Below are 20,621 nucleotides of genomic sequence, written 5' to 3' on the forward strand. Positions count from 1 at the left end.
GGCTAGAGCGCCCACTCGCCCGGCCGGACAGGTCTGGACCGGGTTCAATATTCGGCGGGCCCTGGCCCGCACCCCTGACCCCTGTCGGCCGGTACAGGTGACGGCCGTCTGCGGGCGCGGCAACGCGCCTTCAGTAGGCCCGGCCCTCTTCCACCCGGCCCCCGGGCTCGCGGCCCTGGGCGAGGTCGAGGAGAAAGTCGCGGGTCAGGGCCGCGCCGCGCGCCACGAGGTCGGTGGTCGTGCTGGCGACGTGCGGCGTGACGAGGAGGTTGGGGGCTTCCCACAGCGGGTGCCCGGCGGGCAGCGGCTCGGGGTCGGTCACGTCGAGGACCGCGCCGCCCAGATGCCCGCTGCGCAGCGCCGCGATCAGGTCGGCCGTGACCACGAGGTCGCCCCGGCCCTGGTTCGACAGCCGGGCCCCGGCCTTGAATCCGGCCAGCACCTCCGCGTTCACGAGGCCGCGCGTCTGCGGCGTGCTGGGCAGCAGCAGCACCACCCAGTCGGCCTCCGCGAGCAGGCGCGTGCGCTCGGCGCCGGAGGTGCCCGAGCGCACGCCTTCCACCTGAGCGCCGAAGGGCGTGAGCAGGTCGCGCGCGATGCGCCCGATGCTCCCGAAACCCCAGATCACGACCTTCAGGCCGTCCAGGGTCCGCAGGCCCGAGGCGGCGGGTGTGGGCGGCGAGGTCCATTCGCCCCGGCGCTGCGCGTCCCGGAAGGCCCCCAGGCCGCGCTCGGCCGCGAGCATCCCGGCGACCACATGGACCGCCACCGCGCGGTCGTGCAGGCGGCTGGCGTTGTACAGGGCGACGCCCTGCGGAAGCGCGGCGCGCACGTGGTCGATTCCGGCCGTCAGCGTCAGGGCCCACTGCAGGCCCGGTGTGCGCAGCAGCCGGGCGCGCGTCTCGCCGTCCACCATCCACAGCACCGCCCCGTCCGCGTCCCCGGCGGGCACCTCGCCGGAGCGGTAGAAGGCCAGGTCAGCCCCCAGCACCTCGCCGGAGTCGTTCAGGGCGCGAAATTCGGGCAGATCGGGCAGCAGCACTCGCATAGGCCCACTGTGCGGCGCGCCTGCCCCGGCCGGGCTTTACCCCTTCTGAAGGTTTTCCCAGGCCCCGCGCGTGAGTTCCATATGTACGTCGGTGCGCTCGTCGCGCTCGGTGCGGCCCGTTTCGGTGAAGCCCACGGCGGCGAAAGCCCGCTGCGCGCGGCGGTTGTGGCCGAAGGTGGTCAGGCGCACGCGCGCCAGCGGCGGCTCGAAGGCCGTGAAGGCCCAGCCCAGCAGCGCCCGCACCGCCTCGCGGCCGTAGCCCTGGCCCCAGAGTTCGGGCTGCCCGATCATGACGCCCAGGGTGGCGGTCGTGGGCCGCAGCGGCGGCGAAGGCCGGAAGTCGTACAGCTCGGCGCTGCCGATGAGCCGCCCCGTTTCGTCCAGCACGCCGAAGCCCGCGCGCTCGCCGGTCTGCTCCTCCTCGGTCATGATCTTGCGGAACAGCCACTCGGGCAGCCGGATGGGCTTGGCGGCGTTCCAGTCGGCCAGTTCGCGGCTGCGGAAAAACGAGTGCAGCGTGCGCCACTCGCCCGGCGAGAGGTCCACCACCCGCTTGAGGGTCACGCGTCCGGAACGGGGCGGCGCTTCTCCGTCCCCCTCCGGCCTGCCCATGCGCGCAGACATCACGGCCGCGCGGCCGGAACCGGCGCACCGGAGCCGAGCGGCCCCAGGGCGCGGGTCACGTCGCGGGTCAGGCGTTCGAGGTGGAAGGGATCGCCCGAGGCCCGCCGGACCTCACGGCTGAGCGGGTCCACGACCAGCAACGCGAGCGCGCGCCCGCCCGCGTGCCGCACGTAGACGCCGGGCTCGGCGGCCAGCGCCGCCTGATCGGCCGGGTCCAGCACCGCCCAGGCCGGGTCGCCGGGGGTCAGCCCCAGGTGCGCGGTGGGCAGGCCGCGCGCCGCGAGTTCGGTCTCCAGCCATGCGACGGCCTCCGGGCGGCCCCCGATGATGCCCTGTTCGATGTGGGGGCGCTGGCCGTTGTAACGGATGGGGCGGCCGTCGCGCCGCCGCAGCAGCCCGCCCGAGGCGCGCACCAGGGCGTCGCCCGCGCACACGTCCCACTCGCTGCGCGGGCTCATGGTGAAGGTCGCGTCGGCCTCGCCCGCCGCGATGCGCGCGAGCTTCAGGGCGATGCTGCCGCTGGGCGCCAGGCCGGGCAGGCCCTGGCGGTGCAGCTCGCGCCGGTACTCGGTGCCCGACACGCTGATCACGTAGTCAGGGCGCGCGCTGAAGCCGGCCGCCTTGCCGTTCTTGGTCACGCCCGCCCCCACCGCGCCCGCGAAGAGTTCGTCGGTCGCGGGCGCATACACCACGCCCAGCACCGCCTCGCCGCTGGCCGCCAGACCGATGCTCACGGCGAAGTCGGGGCTGCCGGTCGTGAATTCCTTCGTGCCGTCGATGGGATCCACGATCCAGACCCGCCGGTGCTCCAGCCGCCGGTCGTCGTCCGTCTCCTCCTCGCTGAGCAGGGCGTCGTCCGGAAAGGCGGCGTGCAGCCCTGCCAGGATCAGCGCGGAGGCCTCGCGGTCGGCGGCGGTCACGGGATCGTCGGCGGAGGTCTTGTGCTCGACCGTCAGCCCCCGGCGCAGGTGGTCGAGCAGCAGCGTGCCCGCCTCCCGCGCCAGTCGGACCGCGACCTGCATTTCGGGGGCGAGGAGAGAAGAAGGCGACATGCCCCGAGCATAGAGGAGCCCGGAGGCCGGTGGCCGCCCACCCCCGCGCCCGGCCACGGCGCGCCTGCCTAGTTTCCGGCATTGACCCCGGAGTGTGCCGGGACTACACTCCGGCCTATGCCTGCGGCCCTGAACAACGTGAATGACGATCCCCGGTAGGGGACGCCTCTTCATGCGCCGCGCCCCCGACCCCCACACGGAGTCGGGGGTTTTTTGATTCGCCCATCCCCCTCAAGGAGACGCCCATGACCACCGCAACGACCTCCCTGCCCAGAACCCTGACCCGCGACCTGTCCCGGCATGACGGCCAGACCGTCCGGCTCCAGGGCTTCGTCCACGCCCGCCGCGACCTCGGGGGCGTGCAGTTCGTGGTGCTGCGCGACGTGTCGGGCCTGACCCAGTGCGTCGGCTCGGGCCTGAGCCTGCCCCTGCCCGAGAGCAGCGCCGAGGTCATCGGCCGGGTCAAGGCCCACCCCAAGGCGCCGGGCGGCTACGAGGTGCAGGTCGAGAGCTTCCGGGTGATCTCGGCGGCGGTCGAGGCGGCCCCGGTCGAGATTCCGAAGATGGAATGGAACGTGAACCCCGAAACCATGCTCGACTACCGCGTGGTGACGGTGCGCGGCCTGCGCGAGCGCGCGGCGCTCAAGGTCCAGGCCGAACTCGTCGCGGCCTTCCGCGACCACCTGGGCACCGAGGGCTTCACCGAGATCAGCACGCCCAAGATCGTCTCGGCGGGGGCCGAGGGCGGCGCGAACCTCTTTCCCATCGACTACTTCGGGCACCAGGCCTACCTCGCGCAGAGCCCGCAGCTCTACAAGCAGATCATGGTCGGGGTCTTCGAGCGCGTGTTCGAGGTGGCCCCGGTGTACCGCGCCGAGGAGCACGCCACGAGCCGCCACCTCAACGAGTACCTCTCGCTGGACGTCGAGATGGGCTTCATCGAGGACGAGGAGGACGTGATGTCGCTCGAAAACCGCCTGCTCGCGGCGATCATGACGCGGCTGCGCGAGCGCGCCGCGGCCGAGTTCGCGCTGCTGGGGGCGACCATTCCCGAGGTGCCCGCCCACATTCCGCGCGTCACGCTGCTCGACGCGCGCAGGCTGGTGACCGAGAAATACGGCCACGCGGTCGGCGGCAAGGACCTGGACCCCGAGGCCGAGCGCCTGCTGTCGCAGCACTACGCCGAAACCGAGGGCAGCGACTTCGTGTTCGTGACGAAGTACCCACGCGCCGCGCGTCCCTTCTACGCGCACCCCGAGGTGAACGGCGACGGCAGCCTGAACGGCGAGGTCACGCGCGGCTTCGACCTCCTGTTCCGGGGCATCGAGATCACCTCGGGCGGGCAGCGCATCCACGACCACGCGATGCTCATGGACTCCATCGCCGCCTACAAACTCAGCCCCGAGTCGCTCGAAGGCTACACCGAGGTCTTCAAGTACGGCATGCCTCCACACGGCGGCTTCGCCATCGGGGCCGAGCGCCTCACCGCCCGGCTGCTGGGCATCGCCAACGTGCGCTACGCCCGCGCCTTCCCGCGTGACCGCCACCGCCTGACCCCCTGATCTCCGGCCACCTGACCCCCTGGTCGGCGGCTGGTCGCCGCCGCCGCGCACCCCCTACACTGTCGGGCATGGCCCCCGCGACGGAGCGCCGCCGGGCCGCGCCCGCGCCGCCTCCCCCCCCCGCCGATCCCATCCGGATCATGGAGGCGCTGCGCCGCCGGGTGTATCTGGTCAGTGTGGGGCTGGGGCTGCTGGTCCTCTCGATCCTGGAGATCATCTCGCTCGCCCAGCCGCGCCCCGACTGGGCGGCGGTGGCGGTCTACGGGGGCCTGACCCTCATGACGGTCTGGGGCCTCGTCTGGCTGCTGCGCGGCGGGTCGGTGCAGTGGGCCGAGCGGGTGGTGCTCGTGTGCAACGCGGCCGTCATCCTGACGCAGTTCGTGCTGGGCGCGGCCGAGTCGGGCACGGCGCAGCTGCTGCTCGCCGCGAGCAACTGGGGGTTTTTGCTCGCCAACTCCATCCTGGGGTATCTCGCCCTGCCGCTGCGGCCCGCCACCGCCCTGAGTTTCGGCACCTACGCGCTGGGCACGGCCCTGACGCTGGGCCTGGGCGGGCTGGCGCGCGGGGGGCTGGACCTGCTGAGGGTCCACCTGTCGGCCCTGCCGCTGCTGCTGCTGCTCTACGCCCTGGCGTGGTACCGCGAACGCTTCACCCAGGAGTACGCCGAGCGTCTCAGGCTCGAAACCCAGGCGCACACCGACCCGCTGACCGGCCTGCCCAACCGCCGCGCCCTCTACGGCCAGATCGAGACGGCGCTGGCCGCTGCGGGACCATGCAGCGTGGTGCTGCTGGACATCGACCACTTCAAGGCGGTCAACGACCGCTACGGCCACCAGACCGGCGACGAGGTGCTCATCTGGACTGCCCGGCTCCTGAGCACGGGGCTGCGCGGCAGCGACGTGCTGGGGCGCTGGGGCGGCGAGGAATTCATGCTGCTGCTGCCCTACACCGCGCCGGAAGACGCCTGGGCGGTGGCCGAGCGCCTGCGGGCCCGGCTGGACGCCACGCCGCACCCGGAAGTGGGCGCGGTGACGGTCAGTCTGGGGGTGGCGGGCCGGCAGGCCGGCGACGACCTGGGCCGCCTGACCGTGCGCGCCGATACCGCGCTGTACGCCGCCAAGCACCAGGGACGCAACCGCACGGTCCTGGTCACCCACGCCCCCCCGGACGAGGGCGGCGCGGCGCGCGGGCCTCAGGGCACGGGGTCCGGCCCCGGCGCGGCGTAGACCCGCGCGCCCCCCGCCTGCTTGGCGCGGTACATCTGACGGTCGGCGGCGTCGAGCTGGGTTTCGGTCGGCCCCCGGCCCCCGGCGACACCGATGCTCAGGGATACGTGCAGGCCGACGGGCCAGGGCGCGGCGCGGCACTGCTCGGCCACGCGCTCCATCTGGGCCGCGACCTGCGCCACGTCGGCCGTCCAGCAGGCGAACACGAACTCGTCGCCGCCCAGCCGCGCGCACAGGTCGCCGGGCCGCGCGGCCCCGAGCAGCAGCTCCGCGACCGTGCGGATCACCTCGTCGCCCTGCTGGTGGCCGTGGCGGTCGTTGATGCCCTTGAACCGGTCGATGTCCAGAAAGGCCAGCGTGAACACCTCGCCGGGGGGCCGGGCCTGGCGCCACTCCAGCAGCCCCCGGCGGTTGCTCAGGCCGGTGAGTTCGTCGCGCAGGTTCAGCGACTGGGCTTCCTGATGCAGGCGCGAGAGGTGCGACACGGCGCGCTGGGCCTCCTCGGCACGGTGCTGGGCCTCGAGCCGCCGCAGCTGCGTGGCCTGCTCGCGGGCGTGGCGGGCCTGCACCGCCGCGAGCAGCTCACGCATGGTGTCGTAGGCGGCGGCCGGGTCGCCCAGGCGGCGCTGGGCCCGGGCCAGCACGTCCAGGTAGTCGTCGAGCATGTCCTGGCGGCGCAGGGTCCAGGGCCGCAGGGCCTCCAGCAGCGCCAGCCCCCGCGCCGCGTCGCCGTGCAGGGTCTCGGTCTTGGCCTCGAAAAACCGCAGGTGGTCGCGGCTCTCGGGGGGCATATCCAGCGTGTCGGCCTCCCGGAACAGCTGCCGGGCGAGCGCCGTCTCGCCCGCCTCGCCCAGCCTCTGCGCCCGCTGGCTCACCACGCCCGCCCAGTAGGGCCAGGCGCGCGCCGCCCGGACCCGTTCCTGCGCCTCGGCCAGGTAGCGGTCGCTCAGGTCGCGCTCGCCCAGTTCCCAGTAGGCCACGCTGAGGTTGAAGGCGGCCAGGCCCCAGTTGGCCTGCTCGTGCGGCGCGGTAGCGAACAGGTCGTAGGCGAGCTGAAAACGCTGGCGGGCGCGCTGCGGGTCGTTCCAGATCAGGATGACCCCGGTGTCGTTGTGCGCCATGCCCTGCATCTCCAGGTCGCCGACCTCCTGGGCCAGCGCGAGCTGCGCCTGAAAGCAGTCCAGCGCCTCCTGCGGCTGGCCGAGCCCGATCAGCACGTCGCCGCGCAGGCCCAGGGCGCGCGCGCGCCACAGTTCCTCCCCGGCCGCGCGCAGATCGGGCTCGGCCTGTTCGAGCGTCTCCAGGGCGCCGTCCGGATCGCCCGCCGCCCAGAGGGCGTAGGCGCGCAGCACCGCGTGGCCTGCCTCCTGCGCCCAGGGCGCGGCCACCTGCGCCGCGAGGGCCGGGTCGCTCATGCGCAGGCTCCAGGCACGGTGCAGGTCGCGGGCCGGAGGAGTCATGAGGGTCATGGTAGGAGGCGGGGCCTGTCGGTCTTCTGACCCGGCGTAGACCACACCAGGGCCGGAAGCTCCGGCGAGGGGGCGCGCCCGGTCTGGCACAATCCTGGGCATGGAAAGTTTTGCCCAGTTCAACGTGGACGGCCAGCGGCTCTACGGGATGCTGCACACCCCGGACGGCGAAGCCCCGTCGACCGGATGGCCCAGCGTGGTCATGCTGCACGGCTTCACCGGCAACCGCACCGAGAGCCACCGCAATTTCGTGCTGTTCGCGCGGTATCTGGCGGGCCGGGGCATGGCGGCGCTGCGCTTCGACTTCCGGGGCAGCGGCGAGTCGCAGGGCGACTTCTCCGAGATGACCGCCCTGCGCGAGGTCGAGGACGCGGTGGCGGCGGCGGCCTACCTGCGCCGCCAGCCGGGCCTGGACCCCGAACGGGTCATGCTGCTGGGCTTCAGCATGGGCGGTCTGGTGGCGGCGCTCGCGGCGGACCGGGCGCGCGCCCACCGCCTCGCCCTGTGGGCCCCCGCCCTCCCCGAGCTGTGGCTGCCGATGCTGCGCGGCGGGGTGCTGCCGCCGGTCGTCAGCGACTACGGCGGCTGGCCGCTGGGCCGGGCCTTCTTGCAGGAGGTCGTGCGCCTGCGCCCGCTGGAGGCGGCGGCGGCCTGGGGCGGCGAGGCGCGGGTCTTTCACGGCGACGCCGACCAGACCTGCCCGCCCGAGTGGGGCGTGCGCTACGCGGCGGCGCTTCGCTGCGGGGCCGTGGGCATTCCGGGCGCGGGCCACACCTTCGACTCGCTCGGAGCGGTCGAGACGCTGCACCGCGAGACGGCGCGCTTCCTGAGCGGCGACTGAAGCGGACGCGGCGGGCGGGGCCGGGCAGGTTCAGGCCTCCCGGCCCCGCCCGCACCGATCTGTTCAGCCCTGAACTTAACCGCGCGGCCTCTCGGCGCGGTACAGGCCGGCATCGCCGGACACCGGGGGTGATGTCTCCGGAGCGGTGACACCCAAAACATTGTCTTGGAAACGGTTCCCCAGGCAACATTTCAGGGTCAGCGTTTACACAAATTCATTCGAGATTCAGCGAAGACCCGACCGGAGGAACCCCATGACCACCGCCTCGCCGATTGCCGCTTCCGCCGCCCTGGCCGACCTGGGCCTGGGCAGCGCCCGCATTCATCTCAATCCCAGCGTGCCCGAGCTGTACGGCCACGCCCTGCGTCTGGGCGAAGGCGAGATCGCCGCCGGGGGGCCGCTGGCCGTCCGCACCGACAAGACCGGCCGCAGCCCCAAGGACCGTTTCATCGTCGAGGACGACCTGACGCGCGGCGCGGTGTGGTGGGGCGGCTTCAACACGCCGACCACGCCCGCCGTGTTCGCGGGTCTGCTGAGCAAGATGCTGGCCCACGCGCAGGGCCGCGAGCTGTTCGTGCAGGAGCTGTACGCGGGGGCCGACCCCGAACACCGCCTGGGCGTGCGCTTCGTGCAGGAGATGGCCTACCACTCGCTGTTCGTCCACAACATGTTCGTGCGCCCGGACCCCGGGGAGCGCGCCAGCTTCCACGCCGACTGGACGGTCCTGAACATGCCCAGTTTCAAGGCCGACCCCGAAGCCGACGGGGTGCGCAGCGAAACCTTCATCGTGGTGAATTTCACCCGCAGGATGATTCTGGTGGGCGGCACGCAGTACGCGGGCGAGAACAAGAAGGGCATCTTCGGGGTGCTGAATTTCCTGCTGCCCGAATCGGGCGTGATGCCCATGCACTGCTCGGCCAACGTGGGCGAGGGCGGCGACGTGGCGCTGTTCTTCGGGCTGTCGGGCACCGGCAAGACGACCCTCTCGGCCGACCCGGCGCGCAAACTCATCGGGGACGACGAGCACGGCTGGACCGACCACGGCGTCTTCAACTTCGAGGGCGGCTGCTACGCCAAGGTCATCGGCCTGAACCCCGAGGCCGAGCCCGCCATCTTCCGCACGACCCACACCTTCGGCACCGTGCTGGAGAACGTGGTGCTGGGCGAGGGCAACGTGCCCGACCTCGACGACGGCCAGCTCACCGAGAACACCCGCAGCGCCTACCCCATCGAGCAGATTCCGAACATCCAGCCGGGAGGCGTGGCCGGGCACCCCAGCAACGTGGTGTTCCTGACCGCCGACGCCTTCGGGGTGCTGCCGCCCATCTCGCGCCTCACACCCGAGCAGGCCATGTACTTTTTCCTCAGCGGCTTCACGGCCAAGATTCCCGGCACCGAGCAGGGCGTCACCGAGCCGCAGCCGACCTTCTCGACCTGCTTCGGCGCGCCCTTCATGCCCCGGCACCCCGGCGAGTACGCCCGGCTGCTGGCGGGCAAGGTGCAGGAGAGCGGCGCGAAGGTGTGGCTGGTGAATACCGGCTGGAGCGGCGGCAAGTACGGCGAGGGCCAGCGCATGAGCATCCGCCACACACGCGCCCTGCTGAACGCGGCGCTGAACGGCGAACTGGACGGCGTGCGCTTCGGGCGCGAGCCCTTCTTCGGGCTGGAGATCCCGACCGAGGTGCCGGGCGTACCCGCCGAGATCCTCAACCCGCGTCAGGCCTGGGCCGACCGCGAAGCCTACGACGAAACGGCCCGCAAGCTGGCGCGGATGTTCCGCGAAAACTTCGTGCGCTTCGAAGGTGGAGTAGACGCGGCGGTGACGGCGGCGATGCCGGACCCGGACGCGAAGGCCTGAGATGCTGATCCTGCTCCGGGTGTAGAGCTTCCGGTTCTACTTGCCCTCTCCCCTAGCCCCCCTCCCAGTGGGCGGGGGAGTTTTTTGCTGCGCTCGGCAAGAGCCGTCCCGGACGGCAGTAGGACTACACGGCCCTGCGGCGTGACGGCTCAGGCTCGGGGCCGGATACGTGGCGCCGGAATGGCCCGCGTGGGAAGTTGGGCAGAAAGATATGGGTGGGCAGTTGGGCGACTCTGTGGAGCGGAGGGCGGCTTCCGGAAAAATCGAGCCGTGAGGTTATACGCTTACCTCTCGCTTCTCTGCCTGCGGCGAGGTCTGGCCTCTCCCTCCTCTGCGCGCCTGTTTTTCCTGCCCCCCTCTGCTACCCTGCTCCCCGATGAAGAAGTCCCTGTCGGTCACCCTCAAGCCGGGCGCGGTGCGGCGCATTGCCGGGCGCTACCCTTTCGGCCACGCGGGAGACATCGCCAGCCACGACGCGGGCATCGCGCCGGGCGAGGTCGTGGACGTGCGCGACCCCGGCGGGCCGCTCGTCGGGCGCGGGTACTTCAACCCCGAGGGCGCCACGCCGCTGCGGATGCTGACCTGGGACAAGCGCGACATCGACCTCGCCTTCTACCGCGAGCGGGTGCGCGCGGCCCTGAAGCGCCGGGAGGGCCGGATCACCGACACCGACGCCGTGCGGGCCGTGTATGCCGAGGCCGACGGCCTGCCGGGCGTGGTGGCCGACCAGTTCGCGGGCGTGCTGGGGGTGCAGCTGCGCAACGCCGGGGCCGAGCGGCACCGCGACCTGATCGTGCGGGCGCTGCGCGAGGAAACCGGGGCCACGAGCGCCTACGAACGCAGCGACACGGGCGAGCGCCGCCGCGAGGGGCTGGAGCTGCACTCGGGCGTGCTGTGGGGCGACGTGCCCGAGCGGGTCGAGTTCCGCGAGGACGACCTCGCCCTGCACTTCTCGCCGATGGACGCGCAGAAGACCGGCTTTTTCCTCGACCAGCGCGACAACCGCCGCCTGATGCGCTCGCTCGTGCGCCCCGGCGAGAATTTTCTGGACGTGTACAGCTACACCGGGGGCTTCTCGCTGCACGCGGCGCGCGCCGGGGCCAAGAGCACCGCCATCGACAAGGACCAGATCGCCCTGGGCGTCCTGGAACGCGAGGCGCGGCAAAACGGCGTGTCGGTGGGCCTGCGCTGGGGCGACGCGCTGGAGCAGCTCGCCCGGCTGGAAGGCGAGAAGAAGGTGTACGGGGCGATCGTCCTCGACCCGCCCACCCTCGCCAAGCGCAAGGACGACGTGCCGCGCGCCAAACGCATCTTCACCGAGGGGGCCGAGCGCGCCCTGCGGATGCTCACGCCGGGGGGCCACCTCCTGATCAGCACCTGCGCGCACTACATCCGGGTGGACGACCTGCTCGACGCCGCGCGCGTCGCCGCCGGGGCCGCCGAGACCGGGGCCGAGGTGGTCGCCGTGACCTACCAGCCCGCCGACCACCCCCACCTCCTCAGCGTTCCCGAGAGCCTGTATCTCAAGAGCATCCTGCTGCGCAAAGAATAATCAGACCACGAAGGCGGCCACCCCCGCCGCCTGACAGGCGCGCAGGACGGCCTGCCGGGTCACGGCGACGACCTCGGGGTCGGGGTGCGCGACGCGCAACTGTACCCGCGCGTGCCCGGCCGCGTCCTGGCCGTGCAGGGCCGTGATCCGTGCGCCGCCCGGAACGGCGAGCAGGCGCTCCAGCACCCCGGGGGCAGGCGCGCGCGGCAGGGTCACGAGTTCGGCGGGCACTCAGGCCCCCAGGCGGCGCGCGGCGTCCCCGGCCGCGTCCTCGCCCCACAGCGCCGCCGCCACCGCCAGGGCGGCCCGCACGGCCCCCAGCCCCCCCGGCGCGGAGGTCAGGGGACCGCTGCGCCGCACCTCGCCGGGATGCAATGAGGCCGGGTCGTAGTTCCACAGGCTGTCCTCCAGCTCGGGGGGACCGCCCACCTCGCGCCCCCGCAGCAGGCCGCCCTCACCGGCCAGCAGCAGGCCGCTGCCGCTCGCCCCGGTCGGCAGCGCCGCGTGCGTGCCCAGAAAGGCCCGCAGCAGGGGGTCGCGCGCCGCCTTGGCCGCGCCGGGACCCCCGGGCAGCAGCAGGGCGCAGACCTCGGGCAGGGCGGCGTACAGCACCTGCGGCGTCATGACCAGCCCACCCGCCGTGACGATGCTGGCGCGCGAACGGTTCACGGTGCGGGTCGCGCCCTCACCGCCGCACAGCCGGCAGACCGTGACCATCGCGCCCAGCTCCAGCTCGCTGACCCCGGCGTAGACCGCCACGGCCACCACCGGCCCCTCGGCGGGGACAGGGGCGGGGTCGGTCACGGCGTTCCGGGGCGGCGCATCAGTCGCGGCCCAGGGGACGCAGGCGGTAGGCCAGCCGGGTCAGGGGCGGCCCGACCTCGCCGTCGCGCAGCAGGGCGTCGGCGGCCTCGGCGCTCAGGCGCTCCATCTTCAGGAGATAGGCGCGCAGGGTGCCGGGCCGGTCGAAGCGGCGCGGATGAGGATCGTCCCCGATCAGGAGGTCGAGCCAGGCGATCATAGGTCGCGCAGGTCCTCCCAGAGCTGCCAGCCCACGCCCTCGGGGGTACTTTCCAGCAGCGGCCCGAGCGACTGGCTGGCGCTCTCGGCGTCGCCGTGCAGGGCGTCGTTGCCGGGACGCTCGTCGTACACGCGCAGCACCGTGAACTGGTAGAAGGTCTGCCCGGCGGTCGGCTCGCCGTTCTCGAAAAAGGCGAAGGGCGGCGTGACCTGGTCCCACAGGACGTGGGCCTCCTCCGTCTCCGAGATGCCGGGCACCGGCGCGAGGTCGAGGTCACGCGGCAGATAGTGTTCCAGATCGACGTCGGCTCCTGCGGGATGCCAGACGTACCCCTGGAGCAGCCGGATGGCAGACCTTCCTCCGGCCTGCGGTTCAGTGGGACTCACGCCGCTCATCTTAACGGCAAGTGCCGGCCTGGGCGTCCCGGCTCAAGCCCGGGTCAAGGTGGCGGCCGGTCAGGACATACTGGGCGCGGGGTCCGGCTCTCCGGCGCCGTCCAGCCCCCGGCCCCGCCGCCCTTCCCACACCGCCAGCAGGTCGCCGGGCCGCAGGGGGCCAGTGCGCGGCCTCGACGCCGGTGGGCCGCCCGGCCCGCTCCAGCGCCGCGCCCACCTCCCGCCAGACACCTTCCCGGAAGGGCGTCAGCTCGGGGGCGGCCAGCTCGGCCCGCAGCCAGTCCAGGGGCAGCGGCGCGTCGGCCGCCGGGTCACCCGCCTGCGCGCAGGCCTCCAGGGTCAGGAGCTGGGCGTGCAGGCCGGGGTCGGGGTGGGCCACCCGCTCGCCCAGCGCCGTACCCACGCGGCGCAGCAGGGCGTGGGCGCGGTTCACGTCGGCCAGCACCGCCCCGGGCTGCCCGGCGCGCAGCGCAGCCTCGGCGCGCGCGGCGTGGGCCTGCGCCCCGGCGTAGGGATGGTCCGTCATCGCCAGGGCGCGGCCCGCGTGGGCCAGGGCGGCGCGGGGGTCCGGCTCGGCCAGGGCCAGGGCCAGGTGCAGGTCGAAGGTCAGGACCTGTTCGCGGTCGCTGGCCCCGCTGCCCTCCCGCAGCAGCTCGCCCAGCAGCGCGCGGGCGTGCGCCAGGTCGGGGTGGTCGTTCCCGGCCCCCAGCAGGGGATGCTGGTAGCGCCGCCCCAGCCCGCGCGTCAGGTAGGCCAGCGCGGCGCGGTACACGGTGCGCCGCACCCGGTAGGCGGCCTCGGCCCGGCGCGTGCCTGCGGCGCGCAGCAGCTCCAGCGCCGCCACCACCTGCGCGAGCGCGTCGCCGGGACGGCCCAGGGCCAGCAGCACCGGCACCCCCTCCGAGAGCAGTCGGGCGCGCACCACGCCGTCGGGGCCCCCTGCTCCCGTCGGCGCGGCCAGGGCCAGGGCTTCTTCCAGCCGCCGCAGCGCCCCGGCGGGGTCGCCCAGACGGCGCAGGGCAGTCGCGGCGCGCGCGAGGCTGCGGGCCTGCTCCTCGGGGGGCGCGCCGGCCCGGCCCAGGCGTCCGGCGACGTCCAGCAGCAGGTCGCGCGCCGCCGCCGGCTGTCCCAGACGCAGCAGCAGGTCGCCTTCCTGGTAGCGGGCGCGCGCCGAGAGCAGCGGACTGTGGTCGGGCACGGCGCGCAGGTCGGCCAGGGCCTCGGTCCAGCGCCCGGCGTCCTTGGCGATCAGTCCGCGCCACAGCAGCGCCCGCGCGCCCGACCGGGCCGTGCGCGGATCGTGGACCGCCCGGGTCGCCGCCGCGAGGTCGCCGCGCCAGCGGGCCAGCGCCCCCTGCACCAGCAGCGCGTCGGCCTGCGCCGAGAGGGTCCAGGGATCGGCCGGAGCCTGCGCCGAGAGGGCGAGGCGCACCTCCGGTCCGGCGAGCTGGGCGGCGGCGGTTTCGGGGTCGCCCGCGTCCAGACGGCCCTCGGCCAGCTTGACCCGTGCCCAGGCCCGCACCCCCCCCTCTTCCGAGGCCAGCAGGAAAAACAGCGCGTCGCGCGCCTGCGGGTGGCCGTACTCGCCGCGACCGGCATAGTGAGCGACGACCAGCTGGGCCAGTGGCCCGCGCAAGGGCAGCGGCGCCGATTCCCGCACCACCGGCCACCAGGGCGGCACAAACTGGGTGTCGTCGGGGGCCGACCTCAGCCAGGCGAGCAGCCCGGTCCAGTCGCCCCCAGCCGCCAGGGCACCGACGCGGTAGCCCCCCGGCACGTCGGCGCCCTGCGCGAGCCGCAACCGCGCCGCCTCCAGGGCCGCCGGGGCAAGCCGGGGCCACAGCGCCCGCAGGCCTGGGGCCGCCTGCCACTCGCCGGGGCGAGTAGCGACGGGCCGCGCCTGGGCACGGGCATGCAGGGGCAGCCGGGCCAGCGGTTCACCCAGCGCCGCGTCCAGCGCCGCCTGCGGGTGGGCCTGCCCGTCCAGCGGCTCCGGCCACGCTCTGTCCAGCACCGCAAAGGCGGCGGCCAGACGGCAGATGTCGGGATCCGCCAGCCCCGCCGCGTCCGCCGGAGTCGCCCCGCCCGGGCTGCCCGCCGCCTCCGCGCCCGCGAGCAGGGTCAGGCGGTCGAGGTTGCGCCCCGTCTCGCGGGCCAGGGCCGCGGCCGCCGCGCGGGGCAGCCCCAGCTTCTCCATCAGGTAGGCCTGGGCCTCGGCCTGGGTGGGGGGCCGCAGTTCGGTCACGGCGGCCAGCCCGGCCGGCCAGCCGCGCGGGTCTTCGAGGGCCAGCAGCAGGGCCACGCCGGGGGGCGCGGCGGCCCACAGGGCGGCGGCCCAGGCACCGGGCCGGGCGACCTCGCCGCCGGGACCACGCGGGGGATCACCGGCAAAGCGCAGGTCGCCCGCCACCCGCACCAGCCACGCGCCGCGCGCCGGGGCCACGGCCGCTGCGGCGGCGCGCTGCCGCTCAGCCAGCGCCGCGAAGGAACGCCCGGCGACCGGGGGCAGCGCCAGCACGGCTTCCACCTCACCACTCAGGTTCAGGCGGGTGACGGGCACGCCGCTTCCCTCCAGCGCGCGGCTGAGGTGGTCGAGCAGCACCGTCTTGCCCGCCCCGGCCCGCCCGGCGACCACCATGCGCGGCGCCCGCCCGGCGCGCACGGCCGCCAGAAAGCCCTTGTAGACCCGTTTCTTGGCCCGGCCCAGCAGTTCGAGTTCGTCGGGCAGGGGGGCAGTCACCTCGGGGGCATGCAGGTCGAGGACCAGACCGACCCCGGCCGCCAGCTCGCGCAACACCCCGGCCAGCAGCGCCTTGTCGGCCGGAGTACCGATGTCGCGGTACACGATGTTGCGCAGCGCCGCCGGATTGCCGCCCCGCCGCCCGAGCTCGGCCTCCAGCCAGCGCAGGCTACCGGGCTGCGGCCCCGCCCCGCGCCCTGCCCCAGGGGGCTGCGCGGCGCGCACCTGTTCCAGGGCGGCCCTCCAGTTCACCGGCATGATCCGGGATCAGCGTAGCACCCCGCCCGGTGCCTTGAACCGGGTACAGAACAGCGCGGCAACCCGCCACCTGACGCGCCCGTCAGGCAGGCCACAGGCCAATGTGTATACTCGGTCCAGCTTTTCAATCCGCCTTCCGGCGACGCCCGTCGCCACCCGCAAAGGAGCGTTTCATGCGCCGTACCCTGATGCTGTCCCTCGCCCTGACGTCCGCCGCCCTGACCCCCGCCCTGGCCCAGGGCGCCGCCTCGCAGCAGGCCGCCCAAGCCCTGTACGACCAGGGCAACTGGCAGGACGCCGCCTCCGCCGGAGCCGCCCTGAACACCAGCGCCGGCCTCGCCCTGGCGGCCGAGGCGACCACCGCCGGCGCGGGCCTCGCGCCCGACGGCCAGAAGAAGGGCCTGTTCCAGAAGGCGCAGGGCTACGCCGACCAGGCGATTCGCCTCGACCCGCAGAACGCCGACGCCTACTTCGAGAAGGCCCGCGCCCAAGGCCGCCTCGCGCAGTTCGCGGGCGTGTTCGAGAGCCTGTCGCTCGCCAAGGAGGTCAAGAAGAACCTCGACCAGGCGGTCAAGCTGCGGCCCACGATGGCGAGCGCCTACGTGGCGCTGGGTCTGTGGAACGCCACGCTCGACAGCGGCGGCCTCAAGGGGGCCATCGCCGCGCAGCAGACCGGCGCGCGCAAGGCCAACGTCGCCCCCAACTTCGAGCGGGCCGTGGCGCTGGAGCCCACCGTCGTCACGCACCGCCTGGAATACGCCAACGCCCTGAACCTGATCGGCAACAAGTCGGGGGCCGCCGCGCAGCTTCAGAAGGCCGTGACCCTGAGCGCCACGAACTACTGGGAGCAGCGCGACCTGGCGACCGCCCAGGCGATGCTGGCCAAACTGAAGTAAGCCCAACCTCCGGTCGAACCGTTGGCGAAATGATCCGGTCCGGGCGAGGCGCGCGGAAGAGCACCGGCCGCCGTCGCCCACCCCTCCCCGTGTGGGAGGGGAGTTTCATGTTCGGACGTGTTCTGCGCCGAACAGCAGCAGCGCGCCGGGACGCACGCGGGCGCGGACCTCGGTGGCCCGGCCCGCCGCGTCGCCGTCGAGGTGCAGGGGCGTGGGGCGGTCCCAGCGCACCGTGACCGTCTCCCCAGACCCGCCGAAGACTCCCGGCTGGCCCAGGTGGGTGCCGCGCAGCACGTGACCCATGAGGCGCAGCACGCCGCCCCGGCCCAGTGCGCCGCCCACCACCGCTTCGATACGGCCGTCACGCGCGTCCGAACGGGGGCTGATGAGAAAACCGCCGCCGTAGCGCGTGCCGTTCATGACCGCCACGAGACAGCTCGGCCCGGCGTACAGCGCGCGGCCGTCCACCATGATCTCGGCGCGGCCCAGGCGCAGGCGGCCCAGTGCCCCCAGCACCCCCCAGAGATAGCGCCCGAAGCCGGGCAGCCGGGGCGGCGCGCGCAGGGCCGCCTCGTTCACCTGCGCATCGAAGCCCAGGCCCAGGCCGTTGAGGAGCAGTCGGCGCTCGCCCGCCCGGTCCCCCGCGACGATCTCGGCCTCCAGGGCGTCCACCGGCCGGGGGTCACCCGCGAGGCGGTCCAGGGCCGCCGCAAAGTTGCCGGGCTTCAGACCCGTCATGCCGGCGTAGTCGTTGCCGCTGCCCAGGGGCACCACGCCCAAGGGCCGCCCGGTGCCCACCAGGGCGGGCAGCAGCGCGCCCACCGTGCCGTCGCCGCCGACCGCGAGCACGGCCACCTCCGGGGGAAGCGCCCGCACCCGCGCCAGGGCCTCGGGACCGCTGGACGCCGCGACAAGGGAAAAGGCGAGGCCGCGCGCGCGCATCTGGGCGTCCAGTTCGGGCCAGCGCCGCTGCGCCAGTCCCCGCCCGGCCTGTGGGTTGAGAACGACCGCGAAAGAGCGTCCGGCAGAAGAGGAGGCTGTCACCGTGCGCCCAGCATACGGGCCGCGCCGCCCCTCAGGCCCAGTCGTCGGGGCGCCCGGCGAGCCCGAAGTGCCAGGCGATCGCCTGCGCGATGCGCCCCGAGGCCAGGCCGTCGCCGTAGGGGTTGCGCGCCGCCCGCATCCGCGCGAGTTGCGTTTCACTGCCCAGCAACTCGGTCAGCACCGCCTCCAGCGTCGCCGGGTCGTTGCCCGCGAGTTTCAGCACCCCGGCCTCGACGCCCTCGGGCCGCTCGGTCACGTTGCGCAGCACCGCCACCGGCACGCCCAGCGCCGCGCCCTCCTCCTGGAGGCCCCCCGAATCGGTCGCCAGCAGGGCCGAGGCCGCCATCAGGGGGGCCATGTCGCTGTAGTCCAGCGGCTCGGTCAGCTCGAAGTTGGGCACCTCGCCCAGCGCCGGGCGCACCGCCTCCTGCACGGCGGGCGACAGGTGGACCGGGTAGATGAAGTGGGTGTCGGGGAAACGCGCCGCCACCCGGCCGAGCGCCTGCGCCATCTCACGCATCACCGGCTGGTTCTCGCGGCGGTGCATGGTGACGGTCACGAGGCGCTGCCCGGCCTCTACCCGCGCGCGCCACTCGGGGCGCAGCGCTACGCGGCCCGCGACCTCGCGCACGGCGTCCACGGCGGTCTGGCCGGTGACGACCACGCCGCCCGGCGCCTTGCCCTCGCGCAGCAGGTTGGCCTTGCTGCCGGCGGTGGGCGCGAAGTCCAGGGTGGAGAGCACGCCGGTCAGGCGGCGGTTGGCCTCCTCGGGAAAGGGCTCGCTGAGGGACCCCGAGCGCAGCCCGGCCTCGACGTGGCCGACCGGAATGCCCTCGTAGAAGGCCGAGAGCGCCACGCAGAACGACGTGGCCGTGTCGCCGTGGACGAGGACCATGTCGGCGCCCATCTCGCGCAGGGTGCGCCCGGCCTGGGGCACGATGCGGGCGGTGAGGTCGGCCAGCGTCTGGCGGTCGGTCATGACGTTGAGGTCGCGGTCGGGCGTGAGGCCGAACACGGCGAGCGCGCCGTCGAGCATCTGGCGCTGCTGGCCGGTCGAGAGGATGAGGGGGGTCAGGCCGCTTTCGCGCGCCAGGGCGGCGTACACCGGGGCCATCTTGGTCGCTTCCGGACGGGTGCCGAAGGCCAGTACGATCTTCTTGCTCATGGGGTCAGCCCTCCCGGACTTCGGTGGTGGTCGCTCCGCTTTCCAGGCCGTGCGCGCGGATACGGCGGTAGGCCACGAACCACAGGCACAGGCCCACGAAGACGGCCGTGCCCACGATGGCGGCGGGCCGCACGCCCTGAAGGATCATGCCGACCACGCCGCAGGCCAGCGCGACCGCCCAGAGGATCGCGGCCGTGCGCCGCGCCGAGGCCGTGCGCGCGAGCACGCGGTGGTGGATGTGGGTCTTGTCGGGGTGCCCCAGCGGGTTCCGGATGCCGCGCGCTAGCCGCCCGATCACGACCTGCGTGGTGTCGAGCACCGGCAGCGCCAGCACGATCAGGGGCACGATCAGGCTGGCCCCGGCGCTGAATTTCAGGGTGCCCAGCAGGCTCACGGCCGCGAGCGTGAAGCCGAACAGGTAGGCCCCCGCATCGCCCATGATGATTCGGCTGGGATTGAAGTTGTAGCGCAGGTAGCCCAGCGCCGCCCCCCCCAGCCCCGCGAGCAGGATCACGGCCGCCGCGCGGTCGGGGAACTGCGCCGCCGTGGCGAGCAGCACCATGCTGACCACGAACCCCACGCCGCCCACCACGCCGTCCACCCCGTCCATCAGGTTCACGGCGTTCGTCAGGCCCACGATCCACAGGACGGTCAGTGCGGCGCTCAGCGGCTCGCTGATCCCGTGGGGCAACACCGGCAGGAAGGGGATGGCATTGAAGTCGATCTTCAGGCCGTTGACGATCAGCAGCGCCGAGACGAGCACCTGCACGAGCAGCCGCGAGAGCGGCGAGAGGCCGAACTGGTCGTCGATGAAGCCCGTCATGACCATGATGGCCGCCCCGAGCATGATGGCGAGCACCTGGATGTTGACGAGTTCGACCACGATGGGCCGCAGCGCCCAGGCCACCACGACGCTCACGACGAAGCCCGCGAAGATCGCCAGCCCCCCCGCGTTGGGCAGCGGCTCCTTGTTCAGCCGCCGCGCATTCGGCTGGTCGGCCCAGCCGTTCTGCACCGCGAACTCGCGCAGGCGCGGAATGAAGAGCCACGTGAAGACCAGGGCCACCGCGAACGTGACCAGAACGCTGAGAAACCCCGCGCCCGTGGGGTCGGCAATGCCGAGTTGTGCCGCGAAGGCCCGCAATGAGTCCATAACCTTGTGGGATTCTAAAGGCTGGGACACCCGCCGGGCCTCCGCCCAAAGTCGCAGCCGGGAACGGGGCGGACTACTTCGTCCCGTAGATACGGTCGCCCGCGTCGCCCAGCCCCGGCACGATGTACCCGTGGTCGTTGAGCTGCGGGTCCACGGCGGCCGTGACGATCTCCACGTCGGGATGGTCGCGCTCGATCAGGGCGATGCCCTCGGGGGCCGAGAGGATGGTCATGAGCTTGATGGACTGCGCGCCCGCCTCCTTGAGCCGGGTGATGGCCGCGCTGGCGCTGCCGCCGGTCGCCAGCATGGGGTCGGTGAGGAACACGCGGCGCTCGGCGATGTCGGCGGGCAGCTTGTTGTAGTAGGCGACCGGCAGCAGGCTCTCGGGGTCGCGGTACAGGCCGATGTGGCCCACCTTGGCCGCCGGCACCAGCGACACGATGGCGTCGGTCATGATCAGGCCGGCGCGCAGGATCGCCACGAGCGCCAGCTTCTTGCCGCTGAGCATCGGGAACTCGCCCTCCTCGATGGGCGTGCTCAGCCGCTCGGGGGCCAGTTCGAGGTCGCGCATCGCTTCGTAGGCCAGCAGCAGGCTGACCTCTCCGGCCAGCTCACGGAACTCCTTGACGCCCGTTCTCACGTCGCGCATGAGGGACAGCTTGTGTTGGACCAGGGGGTGGGACACGGTGGTTACCATGTCGCCCACGATAAGCGAAG

19 protein-coding genes are annotated in these 20,621 nt (G+C 73.5%); 6 read left to right on the plus strand and 13 right to left on the minus strand.

Annotation, left to right across the window (positions count from 1 at the left end):
- Positions 1-130: 130 nt before the first annotated feature.
- The 3 genes from DGO_RS08325 to DGO_RS08335 are packed head-to-tail and all read right to left on the minus strand — an operon-like array spanning position 131 to position 2,724.
- A complete protein-coding gene (locus DGO_RS08325) occupies positions 131-1,048 on the minus strand; it encodes an NAD(P)-dependent oxidoreductase (protein WP_014685052.1) in 918 nt (305 codons plus the stop codon).
- Positions 1,049-1,084: 36 nt separating this feature from the next.
- Positions 1,085-1,660, minus strand: coding sequence for a GNAT family N-acetyltransferase (locus tag DGO_RS08330; protein WP_043803544.1), 576 nt, complete (start codon positions 1,658-1,660; stop codon positions 1,085-1,087).
- Between the two features lie 11 nt (positions 1,661-1,671).
- On the minus strand, positions 1,672-2,724 hold the full coding sequence (locus DGO_RS08335) for a 3'(2'),5'-bisphosphate nucleotidase CysQ (RefSeq protein ID WP_014685054.1): 1,053 nt from the start codon (positions 2,722-2,724) through the stop codon (positions 1,672-1,674).
- A 245-nt stretch (positions 2,725-2,969) separates the two neighbouring features.
- Between DGO_RS08335 and aspS the strand changes: the two genes are divergently transcribed.
- Together aspS and DGO_RS21070 are read left to right on the plus strand one after the other, a co-directional pair.
- Complete coding sequence (gene aspS / locus DGO_RS08340) at positions 2,970-4,286, plus strand: aspartate--tRNA(Asn) ligase (protein WP_043801683.1); 1,317 nt, start codon at positions 2,970-2,972, stop codon at positions 4,284-4,286.
- Positions 4,287-4,354: 68 nt separating this feature from the next.
- Positions 4,355-5,512: a GGDEF domain-containing protein gene (locus DGO_RS21070; RefSeq protein WP_085961056.1), complete on the plus strand. Its 1,158-nt coding sequence runs from the start codon at positions 4,355-4,357 to the stop codon at positions 5,510-5,512.
- On the opposite strand, the gene DGO_RS21075 is transcribed toward DGO_RS21070, so the two are convergent.
- Complete coding sequence (locus DGO_RS21075) at positions 5,479-6,972, minus strand: tetratricopeptide repeat-containing diguanylate cyclase (protein WP_050920737.1); 1,494 nt, start codon at positions 6,970-6,972, stop codon at positions 5,479-5,481. The genes DGO_RS21070 and DGO_RS21075 overlap by 34 nt on opposite strands.
- Before the next feature lie 109 nt (positions 6,973-7,081).
- Between DGO_RS21075 and DGO_RS08355 the strand changes: the two genes are divergently transcribed.
- The 3 genes from DGO_RS08355 (at position 7,082) to DGO_RS08365 (ending at position 11,232) form a co-directional block, all read left to right on the plus strand.
- A complete protein-coding gene (locus tag DGO_RS08355; RefSeq protein WP_014685058.1) occupies positions 7,082-7,822 on the plus strand; it encodes an alpha/beta hydrolase family protein in 741 nt (246 codons plus the stop codon).
- Positions 7,823-8,075: 253 nt separating this feature from the next.
- Positions 8,076-9,680 carry a phosphoenolpyruvate carboxykinase (ATP) gene (gene pckA / locus DGO_RS08360; protein ID WP_043801687.1) on the plus strand — a complete coding sequence of 535 codons (1,605 nt, stop codon included), beginning with the start codon at positions 8,076-8,078 and terminating at the stop codon, positions 9,678-9,680.
- A gap of 376 nt (positions 9,681-10,056) precedes the next feature.
- Positions 10,057-11,232: a class I SAM-dependent rRNA methyltransferase gene (locus tag DGO_RS08365; RefSeq protein ID WP_014685060.1), complete on the plus strand. Its 1,176-nt coding sequence runs from the start codon at positions 10,057-10,059 to the stop codon at positions 11,230-11,232.
- Here the strand turns inward: DGO_RS08365 and DGO_RS08370 are convergent, their stop codons facing one another.
- Genes DGO_RS08370 through DGO_RS08390 form a run of 5 tightly spaced genes read right to left on the minus strand, consistent with a single transcriptional unit; the run spans position 11,233 to position 15,646 of the window.
- Positions 11,233-11,463: a hypothetical protein gene (locus tag DGO_RS08370; RefSeq protein WP_145975279.1), complete on the minus strand. Its 231-nt coding sequence runs from the start codon at positions 11,461-11,463 to the stop codon at positions 11,233-11,235.
- A complete protein-coding gene (locus DGO_RS08375) occupies positions 11,464-12,036 on the minus strand; it encodes a type 1 glutamine amidotransferase family protein (RefSeq protein ID WP_043801691.1) in 573 nt (190 codons plus the stop codon).
- Between the two features lie 19 nt (positions 12,037-12,055).
- Positions 12,056-12,253, minus strand: a complete 198-nt coding sequence (locus DGO_RS08380) for a hypothetical protein (protein WP_014685063.1) — start codon at positions 12,251-12,253, stop codon at positions 12,056-12,058.
- Positions 12,250-12,648 carry a DUF3208 domain-containing protein gene (locus tag DGO_RS08385; RefSeq protein ID WP_014685064.1) on the minus strand — a complete coding sequence of 133 codons (399 nt, stop codon included), beginning with the start codon at positions 12,646-12,648 and terminating at the stop codon, positions 12,250-12,252. The genes DGO_RS08380 and DGO_RS08385 overlap by 4 nt, the downstream gene beginning before the upstream one ends.
- Before the next feature lies 1 nt (position 12,649).
- Positions 12,650-15,646: a tetratricopeptide repeat protein gene (locus tag DGO_RS08390; RefSeq protein WP_050920738.1), complete on the minus strand. Its 2,997-nt coding sequence runs from the start codon at positions 15,644-15,646 to the stop codon at positions 12,650-12,652.
- A gap of 173 nt (positions 15,647-15,819) precedes the next feature.
- Between DGO_RS08390 and DGO_RS08395 the strand changes: the two genes are divergently transcribed.
- Positions 15,820-16,542 carry a tetratricopeptide repeat protein gene (locus DGO_RS08395; RefSeq protein ID WP_043801695.1) on the plus strand — a complete coding sequence of 241 codons (723 nt, stop codon included), beginning with the start codon at positions 15,820-15,822 and terminating at the stop codon, positions 16,540-16,542.
- A gap of 105 nt (positions 16,543-16,647) precedes the next feature.
- Here the strand turns inward: DGO_RS08395 and DGO_RS08400 are convergent, their stop codons facing one another.
- The 4 genes from DGO_RS08400 to upp form a co-directional block, all read right to left on the minus strand.
- Positions 16,648-17,586 carry a diacylglycerol/lipid kinase family protein gene (locus DGO_RS08400; protein ID WP_043801698.1) on the minus strand — a complete coding sequence of 313 codons (939 nt, stop codon included), beginning with the start codon at positions 17,584-17,586 and terminating at the stop codon, positions 16,648-16,650.
- 31 nt (positions 17,587-17,617) lie between these two features.
- A complete protein-coding gene (wecB, locus tag DGO_RS08405) occupies positions 17,618-18,751 on the minus strand; it encodes a non-hydrolyzing UDP-N-acetylglucosamine 2-epimerase (RefSeq protein ID WP_043801701.1) in 1,134 nt (377 codons plus the stop codon).
- Between the two features lie 4 nt (positions 18,752-18,755).
- Complete coding sequence (locus DGO_RS08410) at positions 18,756-19,904, minus strand: MraY family glycosyltransferase (RefSeq protein ID WP_014685069.1); 1,149 nt, start codon at positions 19,902-19,904, stop codon at positions 18,756-18,758.
- A 73-nt stretch (positions 19,905-19,977) separates the two neighbouring features.
- Positions 19,978-20,601 carry a uracil phosphoribosyltransferase gene (upp, locus tag DGO_RS08415; RefSeq protein ID WP_014685070.1) on the minus strand — a complete coding sequence of 208 codons (624 nt, stop codon included), beginning with the start codon at positions 20,599-20,601 and terminating at the stop codon, positions 19,978-19,980.
- Positions 20,602-20,621 lie beyond the last annotated feature (20 nt).

It is taken from the genome of Deinococcus gobiensis I-0, from assembly GCF_000252445.1.
GTDB lineage: Bacteria > Deinococcota > Deinococci > Deinococcales > Deinococcaceae > Deinococcus > Deinococcus gobiensis.